The 23,814-nt window shown below is 40.1% G+C and carries 27 protein-coding genes and 1 riboswitch; of the genes, 8 read left to right on the top strand and 19 right to left on the bottom strand.

Annotated features, from left to right (window positions below):
* Positions 1–11: 11 nt before the first annotated feature.
* Both uvrC and trxA read right to left on the bottom strand, forming a co-directional pair.
* Positions 12–1,925: an excinuclease ABC subunit UvrC gene (uvrC, locus tag ACH8E3_RS07420; RefSeq protein ID WP_458631980.1), complete on the bottom strand. Its 1,914-nt coding sequence runs from the start codon at positions 1,923–1,925 to the stop codon at positions 12–14.
* A 112-nt stretch (positions 1,926–2,037) separates the two neighbouring features.
* Positions 2,038–2,355: a thioredoxin gene (gene trxA / locus ACH8E3_RS07415; protein WP_458631979.1), complete on the bottom strand. Its 318-nt coding sequence runs from the start codon at positions 2,353–2,355 to the stop codon at positions 2,038–2,040.
* Between the two features lie 244 nt (positions 2,356–2,599).
* On the opposite strand from trxA, the gene ACH8E3_RS07410 reads away from it, so the two are divergent.
* Complete coding sequence (locus ACH8E3_RS07410; RefSeq protein WP_458631978.1) at positions 2,600–2,758, top strand: YqzM family protein; 159 nt, start codon at positions 2,600–2,602, stop codon at positions 2,756–2,758.
* Positions 2,759–2,852: 94 nt separating this feature from the next.
* Here the strand turns inward: ACH8E3_RS07410 and dnaI are convergent, their stop codons facing one another.
* The 3 genes from dnaI to ACH8E3_RS07395 form a co-directional block, all read right to left on the bottom strand.
* Positions 2,853–3,809, bottom strand: coding sequence for a primosomal protein DnaI (dnaI, locus tag ACH8E3_RS07405; RefSeq protein ID WP_458631977.1), 957 nt, complete (start codon positions 3,807–3,809; stop codon positions 2,853–2,855).
* A gap of 43 nt (positions 3,810–3,852) precedes the next feature.
* Positions 3,853–5,361, bottom strand: a complete 1,509-nt coding sequence (locus ACH8E3_RS07400; protein WP_458631976.1) for a DnaD domain protein — start codon at positions 5,359–5,361, stop codon at positions 3,853–3,855.
* Positions 5,362–5,517: 156 nt separating this feature from the next.
* On the bottom strand, positions 5,518–5,811 hold the full coding sequence (locus ACH8E3_RS07395; RefSeq protein ID WP_458631975.1) for a YuiB family protein: 294 nt from the start codon (positions 5,809–5,811) through the stop codon (positions 5,518–5,520).
* Between the two features lie 207 nt (positions 5,812–6,018).
* On the opposite strand from ACH8E3_RS07395, the gene hemQ reads away from it, so the two are divergent.
* On the top strand, positions 6,019–6,768 hold the full coding sequence (gene hemQ, locus ACH8E3_RS07390; protein WP_458631974.1) for a hydrogen peroxide-dependent heme synthase: 750 nt from the start codon (positions 6,019–6,021) through the stop codon (positions 6,766–6,768).
* A gap of 80 nt (positions 6,769–6,848) precedes the next feature.
* Here hemQ and ACH8E3_RS07385 read toward each other — a convergent pair whose 3' ends face one another.
* Together ACH8E3_RS07385 and ACH8E3_RS07380 are read right to left on the bottom strand one after the other, a co-directional pair.
* Positions 6,849–7,085, bottom strand: coding sequence for a hypothetical protein (locus ACH8E3_RS07385; protein ID WP_458631973.1), 237 nt, complete (start codon positions 7,083–7,085; stop codon positions 6,849–6,851).
* Between the two features lies 1 nt (position 7,086).
* On the bottom strand, positions 7,087–8,280 hold the full coding sequence (locus tag ACH8E3_RS07380) for an NAD(P)/FAD-dependent oxidoreductase (RefSeq protein ID WP_458631972.1): 1,194 nt from the start codon (positions 8,278–8,280) through the stop codon (positions 7,087–7,089).
* Between the two features lie 326 nt (positions 8,281–8,606).
* Between ACH8E3_RS07380 and ACH8E3_RS07375 the strand changes: the two genes are divergently transcribed.
* Positions 8,607–9,608, top strand: a complete 1,002-nt coding sequence (locus tag ACH8E3_RS07375) for an NAD(P)/FAD-dependent oxidoreductase (RefSeq protein WP_458631971.1) — start codon at positions 8,607–8,609, stop codon at positions 9,606–9,608.
* 156 nt (positions 9,609–9,764) lie between these two features.
* On the opposite strand, the gene sda is transcribed toward ACH8E3_RS07375, so the two are convergent.
* Together sda and ACH8E3_RS07365 are read right to left on the bottom strand one after the other, a co-directional pair.
* A complete protein-coding gene (gene sda, locus ACH8E3_RS07370) occupies positions 9,765–9,887 on the bottom strand; it encodes a sporulation histidine kinase inhibitor Sda (RefSeq protein WP_458631970.1) in 123 nt (40 codons plus the stop codon).
* Between the two features lie 230 nt (positions 9,888–10,117).
* Positions 10,118–10,780, bottom strand: a complete 663-nt coding sequence (locus ACH8E3_RS07365) for a YheC/YheD family protein (protein WP_458631969.1) — start codon at positions 10,778–10,780, stop codon at positions 10,118–10,120.
* A gap of 148 nt (positions 10,781–10,928) precedes the next feature.
* Between ACH8E3_RS07365 and ACH8E3_RS07360 the strand changes: the two genes are divergently transcribed.
* Positions 10,929–11,132 (top strand): hypothetical protein, encoded by a 204-nt coding sequence (locus ACH8E3_RS07360; RefSeq protein ID WP_458631968.1) that lies wholly within the window; start codon positions 10,929–10,931, stop codon positions 11,130–11,132.
* Between the two features lie 117 nt (positions 11,133–11,249).
* Here the strand turns inward: ACH8E3_RS07360 and ACH8E3_RS07355 are convergent, their stop codons facing one another.
* Positions 11,250–11,612: a HesB/IscA family protein gene (locus ACH8E3_RS07355; protein WP_458632003.1), complete on the bottom strand. Its 363-nt coding sequence runs from the start codon at positions 11,610–11,612 to the stop codon at positions 11,250–11,252.
* 234 nt (positions 11,613–11,846) lie between these two features.
* Here ACH8E3_RS07355 and mqnE point away from each other — a divergent pair, with 234 nt between their 5' ends.
* Both mqnE and ACH8E3_RS07345 read left to right on the top strand, forming a co-directional pair.
* Positions 11,847–12,953, top strand: a complete 1,107-nt coding sequence (gene mqnE / locus ACH8E3_RS07350) for an aminofutalosine synthase MqnE (protein WP_458631967.1) — start codon at positions 11,847–11,849, stop codon at positions 12,951–12,953.
* A 40-nt stretch (positions 12,954–12,993) separates the two neighbouring features.
* Positions 12,994–14,055, top strand: coding sequence for an NAD(P)/FAD-dependent oxidoreductase (locus tag ACH8E3_RS07345; protein ID WP_458631966.1), 1,062 nt, complete (start codon positions 12,994–12,996; stop codon positions 14,053–14,055).
* On the opposite strand, the gene ACH8E3_RS07340 is transcribed toward ACH8E3_RS07345, so the two are convergent.
* A complete protein-coding gene (locus tag ACH8E3_RS07340) occupies positions 14,052–14,312 on the bottom strand; it encodes a YuzB family protein (RefSeq protein ID WP_458631965.1) in 261 nt (86 codons plus the stop codon). The genes ACH8E3_RS07345 and ACH8E3_RS07340 overlap by 4 nt on opposite strands.
* A gap of 82 nt (positions 14,313–14,394) precedes the next feature.
* Between ACH8E3_RS07340 and ACH8E3_RS07335 the strand changes: the two genes are divergently transcribed.
* On the top strand, positions 14,395–14,640 hold the full coding sequence (locus tag ACH8E3_RS07335; RefSeq protein WP_458631964.1) for a NifU family protein: 246 nt from the start codon (positions 14,395–14,397) through the stop codon (positions 14,638–14,640).
* Positions 14,641–14,730: 90 nt separating this feature from the next.
* Here ACH8E3_RS07335 and ACH8E3_RS07330 read toward each other — a convergent pair whose 3' ends face one another.
* From ACH8E3_RS07330 to ACH8E3_RS07300, 7 genes are all read right to left on the bottom strand, one after another.
* A complete protein-coding gene (locus tag ACH8E3_RS07330) occupies positions 14,731–15,495 on the bottom strand; it encodes an SDR family oxidoreductase (protein ID WP_458631963.1) in 765 nt (254 codons plus the stop codon).
* Between the two features lie 127 nt (positions 15,496–15,622).
* A complete protein-coding gene (locus ACH8E3_RS07325; protein WP_458631962.1) occupies positions 15,623–16,414 on the bottom strand; it encodes a MetQ/NlpA family ABC transporter substrate-binding protein in 792 nt (263 codons plus the stop codon).
* Positions 16,415–16,503: 89 nt separating this feature from the next.
* Positions 16,504–17,172, bottom strand: a complete 669-nt coding sequence (locus tag ACH8E3_RS07320) for a methionine ABC transporter permease (RefSeq protein ID WP_458631961.1) — start codon at positions 17,170–17,172, stop codon at positions 16,504–16,506.
* Positions 17,172–18,194: a methionine ABC transporter ATP-binding protein gene (locus ACH8E3_RS07315; RefSeq protein WP_458631960.1), complete on the bottom strand. Its 1,023-nt coding sequence runs from the start codon at positions 18,192–18,194 to the stop codon at positions 17,172–17,174. Before ACH8E3_RS07315 ends, ACH8E3_RS07320 begins: the two co-directional genes overlap by 1 nt.
* A 109-nt stretch (positions 18,195–18,303) precedes the next feature.
* Positions 18,304–18,448, bottom strand: a riboswitch (SAM riboswitch).
* Between the two features lie 73 nt (positions 18,449–18,521).
* Positions 18,522–19,259 (bottom strand): Cthe_2314 family HEPN domain-containing protein, encoded by a 738-nt coding sequence (locus tag ACH8E3_RS07310; RefSeq protein WP_458631959.1) that lies wholly within the window; start codon positions 19,257–19,259, stop codon positions 18,522–18,524.
* A 28-nt stretch (positions 19,260–19,287) separates the two neighbouring features.
* A complete protein-coding gene (locus tag ACH8E3_RS07305) occupies positions 19,288–20,205 on the bottom strand; it encodes a COX15/CtaA family protein (protein ID WP_458631958.1) in 918 nt (305 codons plus the stop codon).
* A gap of 144 nt (positions 20,206–20,349) precedes the next feature.
* Positions 20,350–20,688, bottom strand: a complete 339-nt coding sequence (locus tag ACH8E3_RS07300; protein ID WP_458631957.1) for a thioredoxin family protein — start codon at positions 20,686–20,688, stop codon at positions 20,350–20,352.
* A gap of 118 nt (positions 20,689–20,806) precedes the next feature.
* On the opposite strand from ACH8E3_RS07300, the gene ACH8E3_RS07295 reads away from it, so the two are divergent.
* A complete protein-coding gene (locus tag ACH8E3_RS07295) occupies positions 20,807–22,135 on the top strand; it encodes a DUF2515 family protein (protein WP_458631956.1) in 1,329 nt (442 codons plus the stop codon).
* Between the two features lie 14 nt (positions 22,136–22,149).
* Here the strand turns inward: ACH8E3_RS07295 and ACH8E3_RS07290 are convergent, their stop codons facing one another.
* Positions 22,150–23,784, bottom strand: a complete 1,635-nt coding sequence (locus ACH8E3_RS07290) for a putative polysaccharide biosynthesis protein (protein WP_458631955.1) — start codon at positions 23,782–23,784, stop codon at positions 22,150–22,152.
* Between the last annotated feature and the right edge of the window lie 30 nt (positions 23,785–23,814).

Below are 23,814 nucleotides of genomic sequence, written 5' to 3'. Positions count from 1 at the left end.
GAAGCCTTGTGTTAAGGCTCCTCCTGAAGTGCTGCAATAATTTGTGAGGCAAGTTTCTCACCTATAGATAGAGAGCTAAAATCTTCGATTTTGGCTTCTCTTATTTTTTTGAGAGAACCGAAATGCTTTAGTAACAACTTGCGACGTTTCTCTCCGATCCCTGGGATGGCATCAAGTTGCGATACAACCATGGATTTCCCTCGTTGTTCTCGATGAAAAGTAATCGCAAAACGATGCACCTCATCTTGAATTCTTTGTAGAAGATAAAATTCCTGGCTATCTCGTGCAAGTTGTACGGTCTGTGCGGGATCTCCAATCATTAACTGTGACGTTCGATGTTTCACATCTTTCACTAGCCCACATACAGGTATGGATAACCCTAACTCATTATGTAGCACGTCCACAGCCACCGAGATTTGCCCTTTTCCGCCATCCACTACTATAAGATCTGGCATCTCCAAGTTCTCCTTCAACACACGCTCGTAACGCCGTCGTATGACCTCACGCATCGTACTGTAATCATCTGGTCCGTCGACTGTACGAATTTTGTATTTACGATACTCTTTCTTCTCAGGTCTACCATCAATAAATACAATCATGGCGGATACAGGATTCGTCCCTTGAATATTGGAGTTGTCAAAGGCTTCTATTCGGTGGAGTGAGCCAATCCCTATCGCCTCTCCCAGGTTAGTAGCAGCGATTGAAGTTCTTTCTTCGTCCCGTTCAATTAGTCTAAACTTCTCATCCAGCGCAACTAATGCATTCTCCGTTGCCATGTCTATTAGATGCTTCTTCATTCCCCGTTGGGGCACAAGCACTTTAATGCCTAACCACTCCTGTAAGGAAGAGACAATATTCATTGCATCAGAATTCTCTGATAACAGTGCAGATGCAAGTGTATTAGCTTGTTCCAACTGACCCTCTTCACTATTCACTGGGTCTATCGACTGCTCTAATTGTATTTCAGGAAGCAGAATCTCTTGAGGTAATGCTGGATTATCGAGATAATATTGCGTCACATATGTCATGAAATCATTGTATGCCTCACCATAGAACGGAAATACGGATGAGTGACGATGAATCATTTTACCTTTACGCATATAAAGAAGTTGAACACACATCCAACCTTTATCGACTGCAAACCCCAACACATCTCGATCTCTCGCATCTGCCGTTGTGATTTTCTGTTTCTCCATTATCGTATCTATACTCATAATCTGATCTCGTAGCTCTTTCGCACGTTCGAAATAGAGCTCTTCCGAAGCTTCAAACATCTTGCGCTGCAATTCCTTCTTGATCGCCTCATGGCCACCATTTAGAAAGGAACTGATCTGTTGTATAATTTCATCGTATTTTTCCTGCGGCACTTCCTCTGCTCCGCAAGCAATACACTGTCCCAAATGATAGTATAGACATGGCTCTTTCTGCTTGGAATTACATTTACGTAAGGGATACATTCGATCAAGCAGTCTCTTCGTTTGCTGAGCCGCATACGCATTGGGATAGGGGCCGAAATATTTCCCTTTATCTTTAAGCACCCGACGAGTCACTTCTAACCGGGGATGCCGTTCATTTGTAATTTTAATATATGGAAAGGTCTTATCATCTTTCAACAGCACGTTATATTTGGGTTGATGTTCCTTGATCAAATTACACTCAAGAATCAAAGCTTCTATATTACTTCTTGTGACAATATATTCAAAATCTCGGATATCTAATACTAATCTTTGCGTCTTCGCATTATGGCTCCCTGTAAAATAAGAGCGAACTCGATTCTTTAACACTTTAGCTTTACCTACATAAATAATCGTTCCTTCATCATTCTTCATTAAATAACACCCCGCTGAGTCGGGTAACAGCATTAACTTGTTCTTTAAATGTTGTTTATAATCTTCTTCTTGTTCAGAATCACATTTGCGCATCATAGATAATGATTCCCTCCCTCCAGCGTGAATCGTATCATGAAAGGATGATCTCGTTCATGCATTATAATAAAGCGCCCCCATAGTCGGAGACGCTTAAAGTACATCTTATTTCTTATTGGTGTTTAGAAATCATACTCTTTAGTGCATCTTTAGAGTTCAATCCAACTACTTTATCAACTGGTTGACCATCTTTAAAGAAAATCAATGTTGGAATACTCATGACACCAAAACGAGATGCTGTTTCAGGATTATCATCAACATTCACTTTAGCGATCTTTACGGAATCACCAAGATCTGTGGATAGTTCATCAAGAATAGGGGCGATCATCTTACAAGGACCACACCAAGGTGCCCAGAAATCAACTAATACCATTCCTGTACCTTCTACTTCTGTTGAGAAAGATTGATCTGATACATTAACAATAGCCATTATATTTTCCTCCTTATTTAGGAACAATCCATGATTTCAAACTGATATGTCTTTGTGGACAGTTATAAGTATATCATATTTTATTGGCAATGCGAAATCAACACTTCCACCTTTTCCTTATAATCTTTACAAGTATTCTTTACAAGCTTCTTAGCTATTGAGTATACTTAGAGTTAAGTTAGGTCTGTTTGTCTATGATTATTATCATGCACAAAAATACGACCTTTATGAGGAGGATTTGATCATGGAAGCAAATGTGCATCTCAAAGATCCACGTGAACATATAAATGAAGAACCACGTGATGATTTGGGCGATCTAATGGCTGGCTTTGGTGGTATGTTCTTGCTCATGACCGCATTATTCTTTGGTATGGTTATTATCAAGTTCATTGTTACTGGCTGATCCTTGATTACATTAGACAAAACCGAAAAAGGAGTTGTTTCTCAAGGTCTTCAGTTGACCTTAGGAAGCAACTTCTTTTTGGGTATCCTTACAATTACGAACTGCTACTACGATGATTCTCTCCATTCAAGCTAACCACATCAATAAAAGGCGAAATTCGGTCCATCAATCTTTGGCCTTTATTTCCTTCTTCTCCATCCTTGTTCGTGAAGCTCAGATGTTTCTCTAGACCATCTAGATTATAATTCGACGTATAAAAGGTTGGTTTGCGATTCATTCGGTAATTGAGAATAGATCCCATAATATGATCACGAGCCCAAGGATTAAGGTTCTCAGCACCAATATCATCAAAAATAAGTAAATCGCAGTTCTTCATCATTTCTGTTGTTTCTTTCAGCTTCACATTGTCCATCATCAACGATTTCAAATCCTCTACGAAATCGGGCATATAGACGATCACTCCCGTATAACCAGCGATTGCTAATTCGTGAAGCATATAGCTCATAAGAAATGTTTTGCCTGTTCCAAATGACCCATAAAGATACAATCCACGGGTGGATAGTCCGTCCTCTTTCGTCGCACGAATATATTGAAACACTTGTTGCACGGCAGGTGCTCGTAGACGATCCTTACCCATAATCTCTACTTCTTTATATCCCTCATTTAACGCTCTCTCATCTACATAGAAACTCTTAATCCGTTTCTTTATTTGATCGTCATGTTGTTTCGTAATGAAAAGTGAACAAGCTGCCTTACGCTCATTAATCTCAGCTTCTCCGTTGACCGTCTGCACTCCAATTTTAGTGTAATGTCCTTTGAAATCATTAGGACAATTTGCAAGCCCTGGACAATGATCACAGTTACGCTTGTCGCCCACATACTGATATAAGCGACTAATATTAAGTCTTAACTTAGCATCATCCAATTCAGGATGTAATATACGTAACTCCTTAATCAATGGATGATTAAATAATTCTTTTTCGATTTCTTGAGATTGACGTTTGAAAGAAGGACTCTTTATTTGTTTAAGAAGATCACCTAACGACTCCATCCATAATCCCCCTTTCATTGATTATTATATAATCTATACGCATTTAGCCTTGTTTCTTATTCTCTTGAATCTCAGCAGCCATTCTCATCATTTCTTCAAAGTCCGCTTCTGAGACCTCGTCAGAGGAATGGTTAGACTGGGCTACAGGAATCTCCGGCTTCGACTTTGTGTTCTTGTTATATGTTCGAGTTCGAGTACCAGCAGAAGCTTGCGCCTGCTTACCCTTTACTTTCGATTGATCTTTAATGTATTGAACAGCCTTCTCATAGGTGTCAATCTGCTTCAGCAGCATATTGGATGCGATAGCTTCCACGAAGTTGCGGTTGATTCGCTGATCTCCGCCTAAAGATAACAAGGAGATTAAGTAATGAATCAGTATATTAATCACTTCACCTGGTAACTTGTAGCTTAGATCAATTTTCTCGAATATATCCACGAAATTATCGGGTACGGAACCAGGGAATAATGTCTTTAACAACTTCGTATACGGTTCGTTCCGAAGCATCATATTATACTGATGAATGTCGCATTTAGATTTGAATTGCATTGGCACTTCAACATAATACTCCATTTGAACAGCATGTTCCATTTGGAGCGTCCCTGAGGTTGGATCCATCTCTTTCCTAATGGATACGATCTTCCCTGCTTGAACTTCCCGTTGTTCTTTTCTCTTCTTCCCTTGGCGAAAATGAAGATTCGCCTGATGTTGCAATTCATCTAAGTCGATATTACCCTCTACATTAAATATGCCATCCTCATCCAATAGTCGACATATATCTTGAACGCTCAGTTCGTATTTATTAACGACATAATTTACAATACCCATCTGTTCAAAGTTAAACCTAAGCTTCTCCACAAATGGACGATTATCAGATTCCTTCGGAAACCGAAGAATAAGATCAGCATAATTCAGACCATTGCTGTCTTCACTCACCTGTAATCCTGATTGTCTTGTCGTAGATACTTCTGATAGTGCTTGTTCCAATTCATAATCTATCACATGAGTGTTTAACTCAAAAATTTCGTAGAAAGGCACTGAAATATTCTCTTTATTCTGTTGTGTGTTGGACCATCCGTTTTGTTCATCTGACCACAGTTCTTCCCTTAAAGATAGAACAGCGAACTTGCCAATCTTGTCACGTAATAATAAAGTTAAATGTTGCGTGTTAAAAAAATCTGCTGGAGATAATGGTGCTGTTAATTCATATTCATACATATAATCATCATTGTCCGGGATATGCATACGACTAGTCTGCAACAGACCTACCGCTTCCAACTTCGAAGCCTGTTCTATTAAATATTTACGTCCGGTCTCACTGGGCTCCATACCTAGCGTTAAGAATAAATGGCGTTGTTGATCTATATTGGAATATCCGATCTTCTCTACAGGTATCTGTTGAAACAGAAGTCGATAGAAGCTTATTGCGAATGCCCCAACCATAGGTTGGTAGATTGAACTTAACATTCTATCATCCAAGTTGCTCAAACAAAAATTACGATACACGTAATATTGATGATTCTCAGTATAATGTAGAAGATTCTTTATGCGCATGGTTTACCTCCCACTCATTGCTGAAGACTTCTTCCATTCTATCATAATTTCAAGATCACGTTCGACCTATTTCGTGGTAAAAGTTGAAATCTCTACATAATCTATTTACAGCAAAACAGCCCTTCCAGAAGAAGAGCTGTCATTCATATCACTTTTTTAGAACATTGTATATCCACCTTGACGTAATTTCTTAATTGCCCAGCCACTAATATATGCTCCGACCAAGCCTGCAACGCCCGTTACATAATCTCCTAAATGAAATGAACCAAGATGCGTCCATAGCGACACGCTATGATCCCACATTGAATATACAACTACAGGCAAGATGACGATAATAAATAAATAGCAAGGAAACCACGTTGTCTTCATTAACATATTAAGAATAAAGCCAATTCCGAACATCATGACAAAGAACAAGACCATTAATACAATTACAGGTATAAATCCCATTTGACTCAGTCACCTCTTCTTCAGATCAACAATTCAATGAAATACATCACGATAAGATCTTCTAATAGATAGCTTACTAAATTAATTGTCACGAAGCAATGAAGATTCTATGAATTGATTGTGACATCGTTTGCTCAATGACTTCAAGATGCGATACAATATAAGCAATGTATTAAGCGTTTACCAAAATTAGGAGTGATTAGTCAAATGAGTGAAGTCGCACAGACACTTGAGGGGTGGTATTCCCTTCATGATTTACGTTCTATTGATTGGGCAGCTTGGAAATCAGCTGATGATGAAGATCGTGCAATGGCACTAGATGAGCTTCATGAATTTCTACAACAATGGCCCCATGTGGAATCTGCCAATAAAGGCAGTAGTACAGTGTACTCCATCATCGGTCAAAAAGCAGATTTCATCTTTATGCACCTACGTGAAACATTAGAAGACCTGAACGCGGTCGAGATTGCTTTTAATAAAACCATGTTCGCTAAATATACAACAAAAGCTTATTCCTACGTTAGTGTTGTTGAACTCAGTAATTATATGGGTAGTTCAAGTGGTGGCGATCCGATGGATAATCCAGAATTGTCCCAACGCCTTAAGCCCATCCTGCCACAGAAACAGTATATTTGTTTCTATCCCATGAACAAGAAACGCGAGCTTAATGATAACTGGTACATGCTTACGATGGACGAACGTAAGGCTCTGATGAGAAGCCATGGATTAATTGGTCGTAGCTATGCTGGTAAAGTGAAGCAGATCATTACGGGATCTGTTGGTTTCGATGACTGGGAATGGGGTGTAACCCTATTCGCTGACGATGCACTTCAATTCAAGAAGCTTGTCTATGAAATGCGATTCGATGAGGTCAGTGCGCGTTATGGCGAATTCGGTTCATTCTTCGTAGGTAGTCTTCAGAATGAACAATCATTTGAAGACATGCTTAAATTATAAATATAAGCCATGACAGAAAAGGGAATTGTCACATCCACAAGTGGGTGACAATTCCCTTTTTTCATTCTATAATACGATTCTTATTCTTCTTTTCTAGCGCTTAAATATTCAGCCGTTGCAGCATCTCGTGCACGACCTTTATCTTTTAACCTTTCAATAGCCGGCACAATGAGAATATCAATCTCCTTCTGAATTGTATAGGCTAAATCATAGGCATCTTGTGATTCTAGATATGATCCAACTTCGATCAGTGCATTGTAACGATCCAATTCATCCCGTGTAAGCAGTCCTCGAACTTGAACGCTGCAATGTCTCATATTATAAGAATCTTCCCTTCCTAATCGCTAGTCCCACGCCACCAATGGTAAAGAGATATTTCATATCTACAGCCTTCTTCAATTGCGCTGCGGACCATCCCTTATAAGTCTTGCTTCCAACAACAGCAATACCTTCCCCTTTACCCAGAGAAGCTACTGTCCCTTTGTTGCTGAATTGAAAATTCCTAAGGGGTTGTTTGCGTATAGAAGCTACTACATTCTGGGCACAGCATATGCCTTGTTGCATCGCTATTTGTGCCGTAGGAGGATATGGACGACCCTCTGGGTTGAATACAAGCGAGTTGTCTCCTATGATGAATACATGATCATAACCAGGAACTCGTAATTGCTCATCTACTTTAACGCGACCTCTCATCGTCTCAAAGCCAGCAGCTTCGATCATTCGATTACCACGTATACCACCCGTCCATACAACTGTCGAAGCTTTGATCTCTTCATCTGTCGCTAGCACGACGCCTTCTTTCGTACATTCCTTAATGGCAACACCCATTTTGAAAGTTACGCCTTTCTTTCTAAGCACTTCCATCGCATATTCTACCAATTCAGGTGCAAAGCCTGGCAATGCCGTTGGAGCAGCTTCTACATTATATATATTGACAAGATTGGGATCTACATCATATTCTTTGCATAACTTAGGGATGCGATCAGCTAATTCAGCCACAAATTCAATACCACTGAATCCTGCCCCACCCACAACGAAATTAATTCGTTCTTGCGCATTCCTCTCATTCTTATACTGTGCGAATTGATATTCGATATGTTTACGTATGAGGCGCACTGAATTAATACTGCGAATGGACATCGCATGCTCAGCAAGACCAGGTATACCAAAGCTTTCGGGCTCTCCTCCCAAAGCAATGATAAGATAGTCATAAGATAGCTTGCCATCTTCAAGAATAATTTTTTTCTCTTGTGGTCGAATTTCCAATACAGACGATTTCACCAAATCAATCTTGAATTCATCAATAAGGTTGGATATCGAAACGCGTGTATTCTCTATACTATCTGTACCCGCGGCAGGCATATGCAAATGTGTCGTAATGTAGTGATATTCATGTCGATTCACTAGCGTTACATCTGCCTCATTATACTTTAATTCCTTTTGCAATCTTTGTGCTGTTAATATCCCTCCATATCCAGCACCTAGAATGACAATCTTAGGTATGTTACTCATGATCGTACTCCTTCCAAATTTCCTCTTTATATAGTTTATAACTTATAAAAACTCATCTTTTAATCGTATAGACCTGATTTATATAACATGTTGTACTTAGTCATGATATATATATCACATATATACTAATCCTATTATGACGTTTAAACAAAACGTTGTTTCATTACATCTAAATATTAACACATACATAGAGATACTAGCCATTTCACAAGTAAATATCAAGTTCTATTTATAAATGAATACACTTTTCATATCTTGTTGATGCGATTATAATGAATAAGATCATGCGTTAAACAATATATTACTATGTGGAGGTGCTTTACACTATGAATTCCCAACCATTAGCTGATGAAATGACTGATATAATCATAATTGGTGGCGGTCCTGCTGGTATGTTTGCAGCATTCTATTGTGGCATGCGTCAGGCGTCCGTAACCATCATTGAAAGTATGCCACAACTCGGCGGACAGCTCGCCGCTCTATATCCAGAGAAATACATTTATGATGTAGCAGGCTTTCCAAAAGTTACCGCTCAAGAGCTTGTAGATAACCTACAACAGCAACTGGATCTGTTCAAACCTAATTTACGTCTAGAAGAAAAGGTGACCTCTGTTATTAAAAAAGATGAGCGTCATTTCATGGTGAGCACAGATCAGGGCGAATATCATTCTAAGGCCGTGATCATCACAGCTGGCGTGGGGGCTTTCGAACCTCGGAAATTAGAACTGGATGGAGCAGGCCGATTCGAGAAAGCGAATCTTCATTATTTCGTGAATGATCTTCATGCCTTTAAAGGTAAAAAGGTGCTTATCAATGGCGGTGGTGACTCCGCTGTGGACTGGGCGCTTATGCTCGAACCTATTGCAGAACAAGTTACTCTTGTGCATCGTCGGGACAAGTTCCGTGCACATGAACACAGTGTTGAGAATCTTAAGTCTTCCAAAGTTCATGTCATCACACCTACAGAAATCACACAACTCCATGGGGATGAGAAGATTACTAAGGTAACTTTAACTAATGTTAAATCCAAGGAGACGCAAGAAATCGAAGTAGACGACGTAATCGTTAACTTCGGATTCATATCTTCATTAGGACCTATTGAACAGTGGGGTATTGAGATTGAAGGCAATTCCATTATGGTCGACTCTCGGATGGAGACGAACATACCAGGAATCTTCGCCGCAGGAGATATTACGACATATCTAGGGAAACTGAAACTTATTGCCGTAGGATTCGGAGAGGCTCCAACTGCTGTAAATAATGCGAAAGTCTATATAGATCCTGATGCCAAGCTTTCCCCAGGTCATAGCAGTAATATGAAGCTATAATTCAATTCCAAATGGCACAAAAAATAAGGGTATCCCTTCTTGACCGACATGCTTTATCGTCAAGGGGATACCCTATTTGTCTGATATGATGAATCTTGTAGGTTAAAGATGTATGTACACCTCCATAATTTTAACTGTATGAGTAAATCTTATTCCCTAAATGCCTAGATTTCGCTTGTTAATCTCGGCTAGTAACAGCGTAATGAAATCACGCTCTAACTTTAACTTAACAGCCAATTGATAGGAATCTAGCAACATTTCATCTGTTAATATAGACATGATTATCACATCCCTTCCTCTTTTTTCCTAAATCTATCATATCAAATTAATAATAGTAGAACAAGCGTTCGCTTTATCCACAGGTCGCTGTGGAGAACCTGTGGACATTTTGTTGATAATAGGGAAAAGACTTGTCAGATCACAGTGGATAATGTGGATAAATGTTATGCACAGGTTGATAATTCATTTTTGCTAAAAAAAATATATCATAAATTCTATGATTCTAGTCTTTACTGTGGTCGAGTATTTACTTCAAAGATCCATATTCGCCCATTTATATCTACACCATAATCGAACCCCAACTCACCAATGCCCGGAAAATATTGCTCCATTATGGTTGTACAAGTTCTTGTAAGGCGACGCATTTCATCGCGTTTACCATTGGCAGATTTAGAAGGCATAGAAAGACGCAACCCCTCACGACAACTAACCATTGAACCTCCTTTGCAGAGGTTAGTAATAAACAGTCCTTTTTTAGCTAATCGTCCAACCATTGATCTGAATACCCATATCTCATCTGTCTTAACCACCTTCACCCTATAATCAATAGGTCGACCTTGAATGGTTGCAAGGCGAATTCCTTGCTGTATTAAATATCTACGTGGAGCTTTTATTCGAACAAACGTCTTATACATCTGATTAAAACTTGCAAACCTCCATGTACGAGAACTATGCGTCAACCTGTAACCTCCCTGATCACGAAGAATTCGAATAACTCCATATCCACCACCACCAACAACTGGCTTCACGACCACCATCCGAAATTGATAAAGCATCGTATGCAAGACTCTCTGCGTTAACGGTCTTGTCATGGGAATATACCTAGCTACACTAGCATTACTCAACAATGCCTGTGTCTTTAATAGCTTACTTGCCAATTGTCTTCCTGCCATAGTCATCCATCCCTTCAGGCTCATATATGGTAACATACTCAAGATACGCCTGTGATTCTTGGATGCTCGCCCTTGAAAGTGCCCTAATTTGTATACACGCCATATAAAATCAGATATACTTTAACAAGACGAGGAGGTGGATGACACTGTGGCACAGCTATTCGAAATATTATATTGGATCGCAATCGTTGGGATGTCAGCGGTTCTCGCACTAGTTACGATCATGATCTTTGCTATTGGATTCAAATTCATAAAGATTAAACGAAATATATTAGGTACGGGTTGCATCATCTTCTCTATAGCATCTGCTAGTATGATTGTACTTATGGTCAACCATACATTCCTTTCATAAGATAAATAGACAGAATTCATAGATAAACAGCTAAAAGCCATTTGATTGAAGGGGTTTACATTCCTCCGGATCAAATGGCTTTTATTAAATATAACTATATTAGTTAGAATTTATCCTCTAACACTCGCCTTCAGCTGCAGGCTTCCCTGCATCCAGTGCAGTACGGAAGCTTGATCCACACCCGCATGTAGCCGATGCGTTCGGGTTGTTGATGGTGAAGCCGCCTGACATACCAGACTCTTCGAAGTCGATCTCTAGGCCGTCAAGATACACTAGGCTTTCCTTATCCACTACAATTTTCATATCATTTACAGTCATATATATGTCATTCTCTGCCTCTTCATCATCAAATCCCATGGCATATGAGAACCCGCTACAACCACCCGGTTGTACGCCAAGTCTTAAGAACATATTCGGTGTTTCTTGCTCAGATAACATGATTTTTAGCCTGTCGGTAGCTATATCGCTTATATTAATCATCATTCAACCTCCTTTTAAGTCATACATTATTATACTGCACTTCCCATTTCCCCTCAAGTCAGCCTTGAATCACGAGCAAATCTATTACACTATATTCCCTCTCATTCTTATTGCGACTCCAATAGGTCAGGTCTATAATAAGAGGTATGGCATGAATCGAAATGTCGCTATTTTTACATAACTATACTCACCAATTACTAGAATACGAGATTCGTCTAAACAGGAGGAATGAATTTGTCTACCCTTATTACACCAAATACAGATCAACACATGGTGGCCATTATAGAAAAGGTTCAATCTGGAGAGCGCTTAACGATTGAGGATGGCATTTATCTTTATAACACAGATGATATATTAACACTTGGGCAACTTGCAAACGAAGTGAACCTTCGTAAGAATGGCAAGAAGGTCTATTTCATTGAGAATATGAGCCTCTACTTTACCAATGTATGTGAATCTTATTGTGCTTTCTGTAACTTCCGTAAAGACCAAGGCGAAGATGGTTCTTACACCCTTACAGGTGAAGAAATGGTGCAACATGTGAACCAGCATATACACCCAGGCATTCGAGAGTTCCATATCGTAGGGGGTCATAATACGCATGTTCCTTTTCAATACTATGTAGATTCTTTACAGACATTGACAGAACATTTCCCTAATGTGACTTTGAAGGCTTATACCGCAGCAGAAATTGAGTTCTTCACACGCATTAGCGGTCTTAGCACGAAGGAAGTTCTTCAGAAGCTTCAGCAGGCTGGTCTGAAGACTTTAACAGGTGGTGGTGCGGAGATTCTATCCGATCAATATCGTGAAAAGATGAAAGTAGATAAAGCCAATGTCGAGCAATATTTAGATGTCCATCGCACGGCACATGAATTAGGAATGAAGACACACACGACTATGTTATATGGATCGATTGAGACGCATGAAGATCGCATTAGGCATATGGTTCAGATTCGAGAACTTCAAGATGAAACGAACGGATTCATGGTATTCATTCCTTTATCCATGCAACCTAAGAATAAGAATGCTGGCATTATGCGTCGTAATTCGGCTTATGAGGATCTTAAGACCATTGCCATCAGTCGATTGATGTTAGATAACATAGACCATATCAAAGCTTATTTCATTAATATCGGTGCGCAATTAACACAAATGGCATTAAGCTTCGGGGCGTCTGACGTTCACGGTACAATCATTAATGAACGAATCAGTCATGCCGCTGGCGCATTAACACCAGAGGGCCTAACACGCAAAGAGCTCATATGGCTTATAAAAGGGGCTGGGCGCATTCCAGTAGAACGTGATACTTTCTATAATGAAATCCAAATATTCGATTAAATTAACCCATTATTAAGTATACAAGGGGGACGAAGCAACCATGCGAAAAGTAGTTATTCTTGGTGGTGGATACGGTGGTCTTGCGATTATACAAGGCCTTGTGGATCATATTTTACCTGGCGATATTGAATTAGTATTAATTGATCGAATGCCCTTTCAGGGTCTCAAAACAGAATATTATACGTTAGCAGCGGGCACTTCTGCAGATGTCGACCTTCGGGTTGCATTTCCTAAGCATCCACAGCTAAGCATTCAATATGGGGAAGTTACCAAGATTGATCTAGAGAATCAAATGGTACATATGACGCAATCTGAACACATCTCTTATGATTATTTAATTATCGCTCTTGGTTGTACGGACCGTTATCATGGTATTGAGGGTGCTGAACAATACACTAATAGTATCCAGTCTTTCTCTAACACACGCAAAACATATCAACAACTAAATGATGTATCCCCTTACGGACATGTAAATATTGTAGGCGGTGGTCTTAGCGGGGTAGAACTAGCAGCGGAACTACGAGAAAGTCGTCCTGATTTGAATATATCGATATTAGATCGTCCAAGCCGTATTCTATCGACTTTCCCGTCTAAGCTATCTGTTTATGTAGAGCATTGGTTTAAAGTGCACAATGTGGACATACACTCCAATGTATCGGTTGAACGGGTAGATGAGGGGGGAATTTATGTTGGACGAGAAAGTATACAAAGTGATGTCACGATATGGACAGCAGGTATTCAGCCTGTACGTGTCGTTCAAGACCTTGAAGTTGCCAAAGACGGCGGTGGTCGAGTCATTCTGAATTCTTATTCTCAAATCGCAGAACATCCTGAGGTGTACGTTATTGGGGATTGCGCAAGTCTTCCATTTGCACCAAGCGCACAAGCGGCAGGAGCGCAAGCGGAGCAAGTCGCAGCCATTATTCATGCCCTATGGCGCGGTGAGACCCCCAAATTACTACCTATTCATTTAAAAGGAACGCTTGGCGCACTTGGTAAAAAGGCTGGATTCGGTCTTATGGGGAAATCATCCGTTATGGGACGGGTTCCCCGTATTCTAAAGAGCGGTGTTCTATGGATGTCTAAACGCCATTTCGGTTAATCCAAATCCAGATCAAGTTCTTCCCATGCCTCAGCTTCCTTGATCTTGGCTCTAATCATGTTCAACAATTCATCTGCGCTATCCGAAGATAGGATTTCACCATTTACCATAGCGTAAGGCATCAGATAACATTGCCCGCAATTACTAAGACATCCATACTCAACAACATCATAATCTAGGTTAGCTTCTAACAGTTCCATGACTTCATCTGTACCGAAATGCAAGTTATTCGTGCAGAATTCAATGATCGGTCTCAACGTAATTCACCTACTTTACTTTTATGTTTTGATTTTAACTGTATCTGTACTATAATGAATCTATAGGAAGGAGTTGAACACTATGAGTGAAAACGCACAAAGCACCATGTATGATGAAGTGTTGGACGTATTAGATAAACTTCGCCCGTTCCTTCAACGCGATGGCGGTGACGTAGAATTGGTCGATGTAGAAGATGGCATTGTAAAATTAAGATTGATGGGTGCATGCGGCAGTTGCCCAAGCTCCACAATTACTTTGAAAGCTGGTATAGAACGTGCTCTCCTTGAAGAGGTCGACAACATTCAAGACGTTATCCAAGTATTCTAAACCAAATTTCTAGATAGAGAAATGCCTAACATATGTTAAAGAAAGTCTTGGTCCTCCATGTAAAGGGGCCAAGACTTTTTTTGTCCCTCATTATACCCAAGGTCTTATCGCATCAAGCCCACCTGTTATATCCATAATATTACCTGTAATGAAATCCGAGTCTTTATGACACAAGTATTGAATCACCCTTGCGATGTCCTCTCCACTACCAGGTCTACCATTCGGACTCTCGAGGTCCTCCATCCCTTCAACATCTGCAATGGATTTCTCTTTATTCATGCCTCTAATATCCCCAGGGCATACCATATTAACTGTAATTCCATACGGCGCTTCTTCTACCGCTAATGTTTTGGTGAAAGAGACTAAGCCTGTCTTAGCTGCAGCATATACCGCTCGATGAGGCCACGCTCTAGCTTCCCCTGCATGACCAAATCCAAAATGTATAATTCTTCCCCATTTCTTCTCTCGCATCGAAGGAATAAGCATATGATCCAGCATCATCGCACCAATTAAATTCCCTTGGATAAGTGACATGATCTCGGCTTGCGTATATTCTACAAATAAGCGTCGTTCACGTATAAAAGGTCCGGCATTATTCACAATAATATCTGCGCCACCACACCGTGTATTCACTTCTTTTACTAAACTTTCAATTTGGTTAAGGTCTGTGATATCGGCTTGAATCGCGATACACTGCACACCTTTGTATTCAATCATGCCTCTTAATTCTTCTGCTTCATGAGCACTATGGACATAATTAAGAATGATATTACATCCTTGGTCTGCTAAGGTTAGCGCGGTCCTCTTACCTAGTCCTTTCGCACTTCCAGTAATCAAGGCTACTCTACCATTCATAGCTTTCCCTCCCTCAAAGCATGGTCATCCACTAATTATAGAAGATTTAGTAGCCGTCGACAAATATAATCCCACAGAATTGAAATCATTCTGTGGGATTATGGTCAAATCATGATTTAATCATCCATTAGAAAGCTGGAACAACTGCACCTTTATATTCATCTTCAATAAATTTCTTCGTGTCTTCTGAAGTCAAAGCCTTTTTCAGTTTCTGAATCGCTTCAGAATCCTTATTATCTGGACGTGCAACAAGAATATTCACATTTGGATTGTCTTTACCTTCAATAATTAATGCATCCTTGACAGGATCTAACCCAGCCTCTAGAACATAGTTCGTATTAATGATTGCAAGATCCACTTCTTCCAATTGACGTGGTAGAATAGCGGCTTCGCTCTCTGTGATTTTCAGGTTCTTTGGATTGTCTGTGATATCACTTATCTTTGCTTCTACTTTGTTAGATTCATTCAAAGTGATCAGGCCGTTATCTGCCAGTAAATTAAGTGCACGTCCCCCATTGGTAGGATCATTAGGAATGGCAACTTTAGCTCCATCTGCTAACTCATCAATTGATTTAATACGACTTGAATATCCACCTAATGGCTCAATATGTACACCTACAATAGATACTAGATCCATTTTACGTTTCTCATTTTCACTATCAAGGAAAGGTTGGTGTTGGAAGAAATTAGCATCTAATTGTTTCTCAAATAATTGCGTGTTTGGTTGTACATAATCCGTGAACTCAATAATCTCTAACTTCACACCTTCTTTCTCCAACGCTGGTTGAATATGCTTTAATATCTCTGCATGAGGGATTGAACTAGCCCCTATTTTCAATGCATTTGAAGACTTACTACCACAAGCAGATAGTACCACCAGTAACGAAAGACTTAGAACAGCAATTGCCCACTTTTTCATCTTAATTTCCCCTTTTCTGTGATCTGATAAATACAATGTATATATGCATCCGAATATCTATTCGGGTTATGCCTAATTAAATATAACCCTTATTTCCGTGTATAATGGCGGACTAGACGGTCACCGATCATTTGTAGACATTGAACAAGTACGACCATTAGGAATATCGATATAATCATGACTTCCAGTTCATAACGGTGGTATCCATATCGAATCGCGAGGTCACCAAGACCCCCACCGCCCACCATACCCGACATTGCCGTGTAGGACACAAGAGTTACAATAGTAATTGTCATCGCTGCTAATAAGCCTGGTCTGGCTTCAGGTAACAATACGCGCATAACAATCTGCCATACTGAAGCACCCATGCCTTCAGAAGCCTCAATTACACCTCGATCAACTTCACTAAGCGATGTCTCGACAAGTCTTGCAAAGAAAGGAGCCGCACCAACAACTAGCGGTGGTATTGTCCCTAATACCCCCATAGATACCCCAACAATCTGTCTTGTGATTGGAATCATGGCAACAATTAATATAATAAAGGGGACCGATCGTAGTATATTGACAATAACGGATAGAATTGAATATATGACATGTACGTTTCGATTAGATGATCTTGCTGCTAGATATAAGATGACACCTAGTGGAAGCCCAATAATAAAAGTGAATACCGCGGATGCTCCTAACATCATTAATGTATCAAGTATGGCTACGCCTACTTCATTCCACCCAACCTTAGAGAAGTCTAATCCCCACATCAGCCTAACACCTCCACATCAAGACCTTGACTCAACAACTGATCGATCGTTCTAGTGATATCCTTTGCTTCTCCTTCAAACCTTACAATTAACTGGCCATAGGGCGTATCCTTCAAAGTCGAGATCGTTCCTTGCAGTATAGCAAAATCTACTTCTGTCTCCCTTACCGTTCTTGAGAGTATCGATTCATAGGTTTTGCTACCTAGAAAAGTAATCTTAACCACTTGGGATGTAAAAGGATGAGTTGGGATCATATTTACCGCTTGTGTCAGTAACTCACTATGATCCATCTCCCCCCGAGTGAAATCACGTGTGATGGAATGTATTGGTTTGAGGAAAACGTCTGAGACGATACCCTGTTCTACAATTCCCCCTTGATGAATAACAGCTACACGATCACAAATGCTCTGAATAACATGCATTTCATGTGTGATCAGTACAATTGTTAGGTTAAATTTCTTGTTAATGTCCAATAATAGCTTCAAAATAGCGTTCGTTGTCTGCGGATCTAAGGCAGATGTTGCTTCATCACATAACAATACTTCTGGATCACTTGCTAGTGCACGGGCGATACCTACACGTTGCTTCTGTCCACCAGATAGCTGCGCTGGATATTTATCACGATGTTCTTCCAACCCTACCAGAGCAAGTAAGTCATTCACTTTCCTCTCGATATCTTTCTCGGATGTGCGAACTAGACGCAGTGGGAAGGCAATATTGTTATAGACCGTCGCAGAAGAGAGTAGATTGAAATGTTGATAGATCATACCGATCTTACGTCTTTCTGCTTGCAATCGATTCGTTCTCAAAGCTGTAAGTTGGACTCCGTTAACCCACACCTCACCAGAGGTTGGTCGTTCAAGTAAGTTAATACATCGTATTAACGTACTTTTACCTGCACCGGAATGGCCAATGATCCCAAATATCTCACCCTTGTCGATTGAAAGATCAAGACCAGTCAAAGCATGGGTTAGCTGTTTACCTTTACCGTATTGTTTCGTTAATTGCTTTAATTGAATCAAGCTCAGACCCTCCTCTCAAGTCAATCTCTAATCAAAATTATTATACTGGACAATATAAAAAGCCCATTTTCAGTATGAAAAAGGGCGCTCTTTGTATAAAGACGTAACCTTCTCATCTGTCAGAAACGATTAATATCGCTCTGAAGGATTTAGCACCATGACATTTGATTAGAATGAGGATATAGCTATCCCTATTCATACAAACCGGTTGCCGGGCTTCATCGGGCCTATCCCTCCGCCACTCTTGATAAGAAATAATAATATGAAATTAATTATTGCAATTATAGGATCTTTCTGAAAGTTTGTCAAAAGGTATTTAATTACATCTCAGCGATATCGTTCTTTTGTCCGAATTGATTTATTCAACCATTGTTTATTCGTATACTCAAAAACGGTAGTTAACGTTCGACATACCATATCCAGACCTTGACTCAATTCCAATAAATGCATATCCACATCTTCTAATACAAGCCTATCATGTAGCCCGTGATGTCTTTGCCACAGATCATCTTGCATTTCCATATTCATATAATGAATCTCCGAATTTCTTCGTTTCCTTAAGCTTCTAAGAGGTTCACGATATTCTTCCTTAATCGTGCTCAACACGACACCAAGCGCACTATGCTTATGTTGGCTTGTGAATTGGCGCAATACCGTAAAATATGAATACTGTGATTTGACTTTAGATGTACGCAGATCATAAATTTCATTCAAGACGGTCCCCAACTTATCCAAGATGGCAAAGATACGTATGAAACCATTTTTGTAGAAATACACATATCGCGCATAGGAGATCTGCTCTTCCTCTGTCATTTCATCCATAAATCCAGGTTGTATAAAGGTCCTAAAATAGGCAGCGACACTGTAGCTCTGCTCTAATTCTGTTAAGGAAGATATCAGACCGCGTGTCCACATCTCTATTTTTCTCAAATTATGCGTTGGATCTTCATATCGTGTTATCTCTGATTGCAGTAATTGGACTGACTTGTCCAAAGTTAAATAAGCTGTATTAACAAGGGGATTACTATTCTCAACGGAAATGTCTCCAAATAATGTCTTTAACATCGTAATACCCCCTCTACCTATTATGAAGCTATTTTCTTAATTGCCACACTCTAACGCATAGATAACACAATACACCAAATAATGAAGATACGAGCAGATTATGAAGCAAAGCTGCAAATATATAGAGTTGATCATTTCCCATCGTGTACATCAATCCTGCACCACTAAAGACCTGCATCAGACATAGCACTACAGCAGAGATGCCCAACATTTGTAATTCACGAAGGCCGTGATTGCCATGGTAAGCTAAATGTGCCAGTGTTGCCACCATTATAAATAATAATAATGCTGCTAAACGATGTATAAATGCTATTCCCACGCCACCTGATAGCTCTGGAACCCATTCGCCATTACACAAAGGCCAACCTGAACAACCTCCTGCTGAACCTGAATGACTCACGTAAGCACCCACATATACAACAGCATAGCAATACCCTGTCGTTAGCCATGTCATATTTCGCAAGGGTGCACTTACCCGATTCGTTAGATTCGAGCTATACTCATTCTTCCATTTATGCTCTCTGCGTATACCTAAAGCAAGCATCAGTGCACTTGCAAAGGCAATCAATGAAAATCCGAAATGTAACGCTTTAACGGCAGAGGACTGATCATAGATAACAGTGAGTGCGCCCATAATGGCTTGAACGAGTACGAATATTAATGTCATCACAGCATATACCCGCAAATCACGGCGTTTATTATATAACCAAAAAGCAATAACTACGGCCACAGCTAATAAACCAGCTAGTCCACTTACCAATCTGTGGGAATACTCAATTAACGATTCAACCGTATGTGCGGGTACGAACTTACCATGACATAACGGAAATTCATTACCACATCCAAGACCAGACCCCGTTCTAGATACCACCGTACCTCCAAACGTAGCAAAAAACATCACAAAAAATGTTACATAACTAAGCCATTTCAATTGTTTCGTATTCAATATCATTCACCTGCTGATCTATTTATTTACTCTTCTTAATTATACCTGATAAATATAGCTATGACATACATCTTTAATAACATAATTTCAAATCGAAAACATCACCTCTACTTGGTCATAGAAGTGATGCGGTATTCTAACATCTTATTTCGCTTCGTACACATCGATTGCTGTTTGCAGAAACTTCTCGATTTCTTCACGAGATTTCCGTTGCTTATTCACGAAACGAACAAGTTCTTGCCCATTCGCATATGCAACGAAACTTGGTATTCCCATGATATTCTGTTCCTCACTCACAGTGTCAACTTGTTCTATATCGACTTGTACTAACATTAATTGTTCCGAGAATTTCTCTTCAACTTCGTCAATAAACGGCTCAATATACTTACAATCAACGCACCAATCCGCTTTAAATATAGCTACCGTTAAATTGGGAGATAATATGGAGGCGTCAAATTGCTCCTTAGAAGTGATCTTTTTCATATACATCCGTCCTTTCAAGAGATCTGTTTTCTATATTAGTGAACCAAACTAGGGTGTGGAAGTCAAATTTTTGAGCCATACTGAGCATAGAGGTTAATCTCAGAAAGGATGTTCATTGATGTCTGATAAGCATACGGTATCCCAATCCATCACTCATATTGCACAACTATTAACAACCCTACCTAAGCAGGTTACGGAAAATATAAAAGGTAAATATGCGAGCTTTCGATTATCCCGACCTTATCACCGAAATCGCAGGATATTAGAATGGGATGAATTGACCGCACAGAGCATATGCAAGCAAGTAGAACGTTCCGTGGATGATTTGAATCGTTATAAGGATGGCAGTAACCACAACGATAAGTCACTGCATCCTTTCTTGACGGAATTAGATCATCGTATCATTCTAGATATCCAGATGGCTACAAAGGCTGCGAATCGCAGTAATATAACACGTACCCAAGCGTATCTTGAATGCTACGAGTCATACCCTGAGCTACATTGGGCTTTACTCGCCCATATGGTATCACGCAATGGTGGTTGGAATATGACCGACTTGAAGGGTGGCTTAATGGCCAATCTTACCAGTCCTTCATTGCGAGATGACCTCTATCGGATGTTGGAGCGTTGCAATGCTCTTATCTTTCAAGATGCCTACCCACAGCTTCAACTCTATATGCATAGCAAACACATAGGTTCCAGCCTCTTTCATCTGCTACCTCAATTTCATGTGTCCAATTTCATGCATTCCTTCTGGAATCATTTCTGGCTTGATCGAAATAGTGCGCTGCTCGCTGTTGGATTAATTATTAATGAACAGCATTATATAGAAGATCGTGTGATCCAACTGCCCTATTTCCAGAAACAAGTCTTCCAAAGTACTGCCTACACAATGAATCACCTAGCGCATGTGAATCAAGTCATTTTTCCTCTTAATTCGAATAACGATACCTTTAGTGGGCCAGAGCATCAACTGCAAACACCTTCAGGTCTTGTCGGGTTAGTCTTAGAGAATTTCAAGAATATCTCAGAACGGATCAACATCGGTAAGTCATTGTATGGACTTCTATTCGGATATGATGACATCTTGAGACAAGTCACCTTATATGCAACCAACATGACGCATCAGGGCTCACGAAGTGAGTATTGGCCGAATTTATTTACCACGGATCAGCAAAAAGCTATGAACTCTCCAACAGAGAGCTCACAGCTATTACAGCATGAGTGGCTTGCAGAAGGACAACGAATTTACAGTCCTATTCTTAAGAACGTCTGGTTCGATATGCCTTACGACCCTACCCCTCGATACGATTGGCTGAAGAACAAGAATGTAACCCAATATATATCTAAGCCCACAAGACCGTTTCTAATAGAGATGAGTCACGATCATCGAGCTGCACTACAAAAGACAGCACTAGCTCATGACTTCATTAGAAATTTGACGTAGCATGCTGATCAGCTTCATTCATGATTCGATCGATTACGAATACGTCTAGGCTGTAGTCGCATAAGAGGTCTGAATACGCGCTGCAACATTCTTGGATAACTAGACAATTCATCGTGATGTAGTACACCTAATACAATAAGTAACACCAGATATATCACCACAACAGCCATACCTACCACTAGACAGGTGATTAAGAAAGCCAATCTTGCTGGCATGATATGTACCAGTTGTATTCCTGCCTGATTCAATCCAAATCCAACCCCAGCAGAAATAGCAATTGTAATCACAAAGTTGACCCAGCGTTTACCTAGAATGGTGAATGGTACGATCACCTTCAGGACTCTAAGGTTGAGTAATGTGATAACTAGGAAACATAGACCAGTCGCTGCGATAATGCCGTATATCCCAAGGAATGGAGCTAGGGCATAACTTCCGACCAGCTTCACGACAACACCAATCATGACGTTAATCATTGATACCTTAGCTTTACTTACACCAAGTAATATCGAATTGGATGTCATCATCGTAATCTGAAATATCGTACCAAATGTCAGTAACATGATAATGCCACTACCATCTAGCGTACTGAATAACAGACCGTTTACAGAATAGGATGCGACACATAATGCAATAACGAGTGGCATTCCCGTAAGAATAGCAATTCTCATAGCTAAAGTAATTTGCTGCTTCAAATAGGATTGATCCCGTCGAGCAAAGGCAGCAGATATAATTGGAATCAAAGAAGTGCTAAGTGCAATAGCTAGAATCGGTGGGATGCCCGCTACGGGTTGTGCACGACTTCCGATAATAGCTAGAACCTGCGTTGCGTAGGCATCACCTGATTGACCAATTAGCAAGTCTTTAATAATAGACGAATCAATAAAGTTCACCGCAGGAACAGCTAACGAAGTCAATACGATTGGAATAGATAATGCAAATATATCTTTATAGATCCTTATCATCGGTAATGATGAACCTTGGGTATCCAGAAGAGTCACATCACGATCTTGTTTACGTAACTTATAAGTGAAATAGAGCATAACGGCAAAGGCGCCGACACTCCCAAATACACCCCCGAAGGAAGCTCCCGCAGCGATGAGGCTATCGTCATAATCCATTTGCAGCAAAATATAGGCTAGTACAAGCGCTGTGCCTACTCTAGCGATTTGCTCAACAATCTGTGATATACCGCCTGCCATCATGTTATTCCGTCCTTGGAAGTACCCACGCATCATTGCAATCGTAGGAAACAACAATAGCGCAGGTGCCAATGTACGAATAGCCAGCGTCGCTTCTGGTGTGTGTGTGTTCGCTGCATAATAGGGTGCACTTACATACAAGATTATCGTCATGAGCACGCCCATGACCGCAGAGAATATTAAGGCCGCATGATAGATTCGTTGCGCCTCATGTGGTTTCTCTAGGGCATAACGTTCAGATACCATTTTACTTAATGTACTCGGTATACCCGCCGTAGCTATAGTTAACAGCATCAAATATATGTTGTTAGCAATTGTAAAGGATGCATTACCTACATCACCAAGCATATGTTCCAGCGGAACACGTTGCGCCAGTCCAAGAACACGTGCGATCAAGGCAGCTGCCGCTAGAATAAGTGTTCCTTTAACAAACGATTCTTTCTTCACCAACCAAGTCCCCCTACTTTCTCACCAAAACAC

Source organism: Paenibacillus sp. CMAA1364, assembly GCF_054373195.1.
Note: the sequence above shows the minus strand (reverse complement) of the source record. Positions and strands in the feature narration are given on the sequence as shown.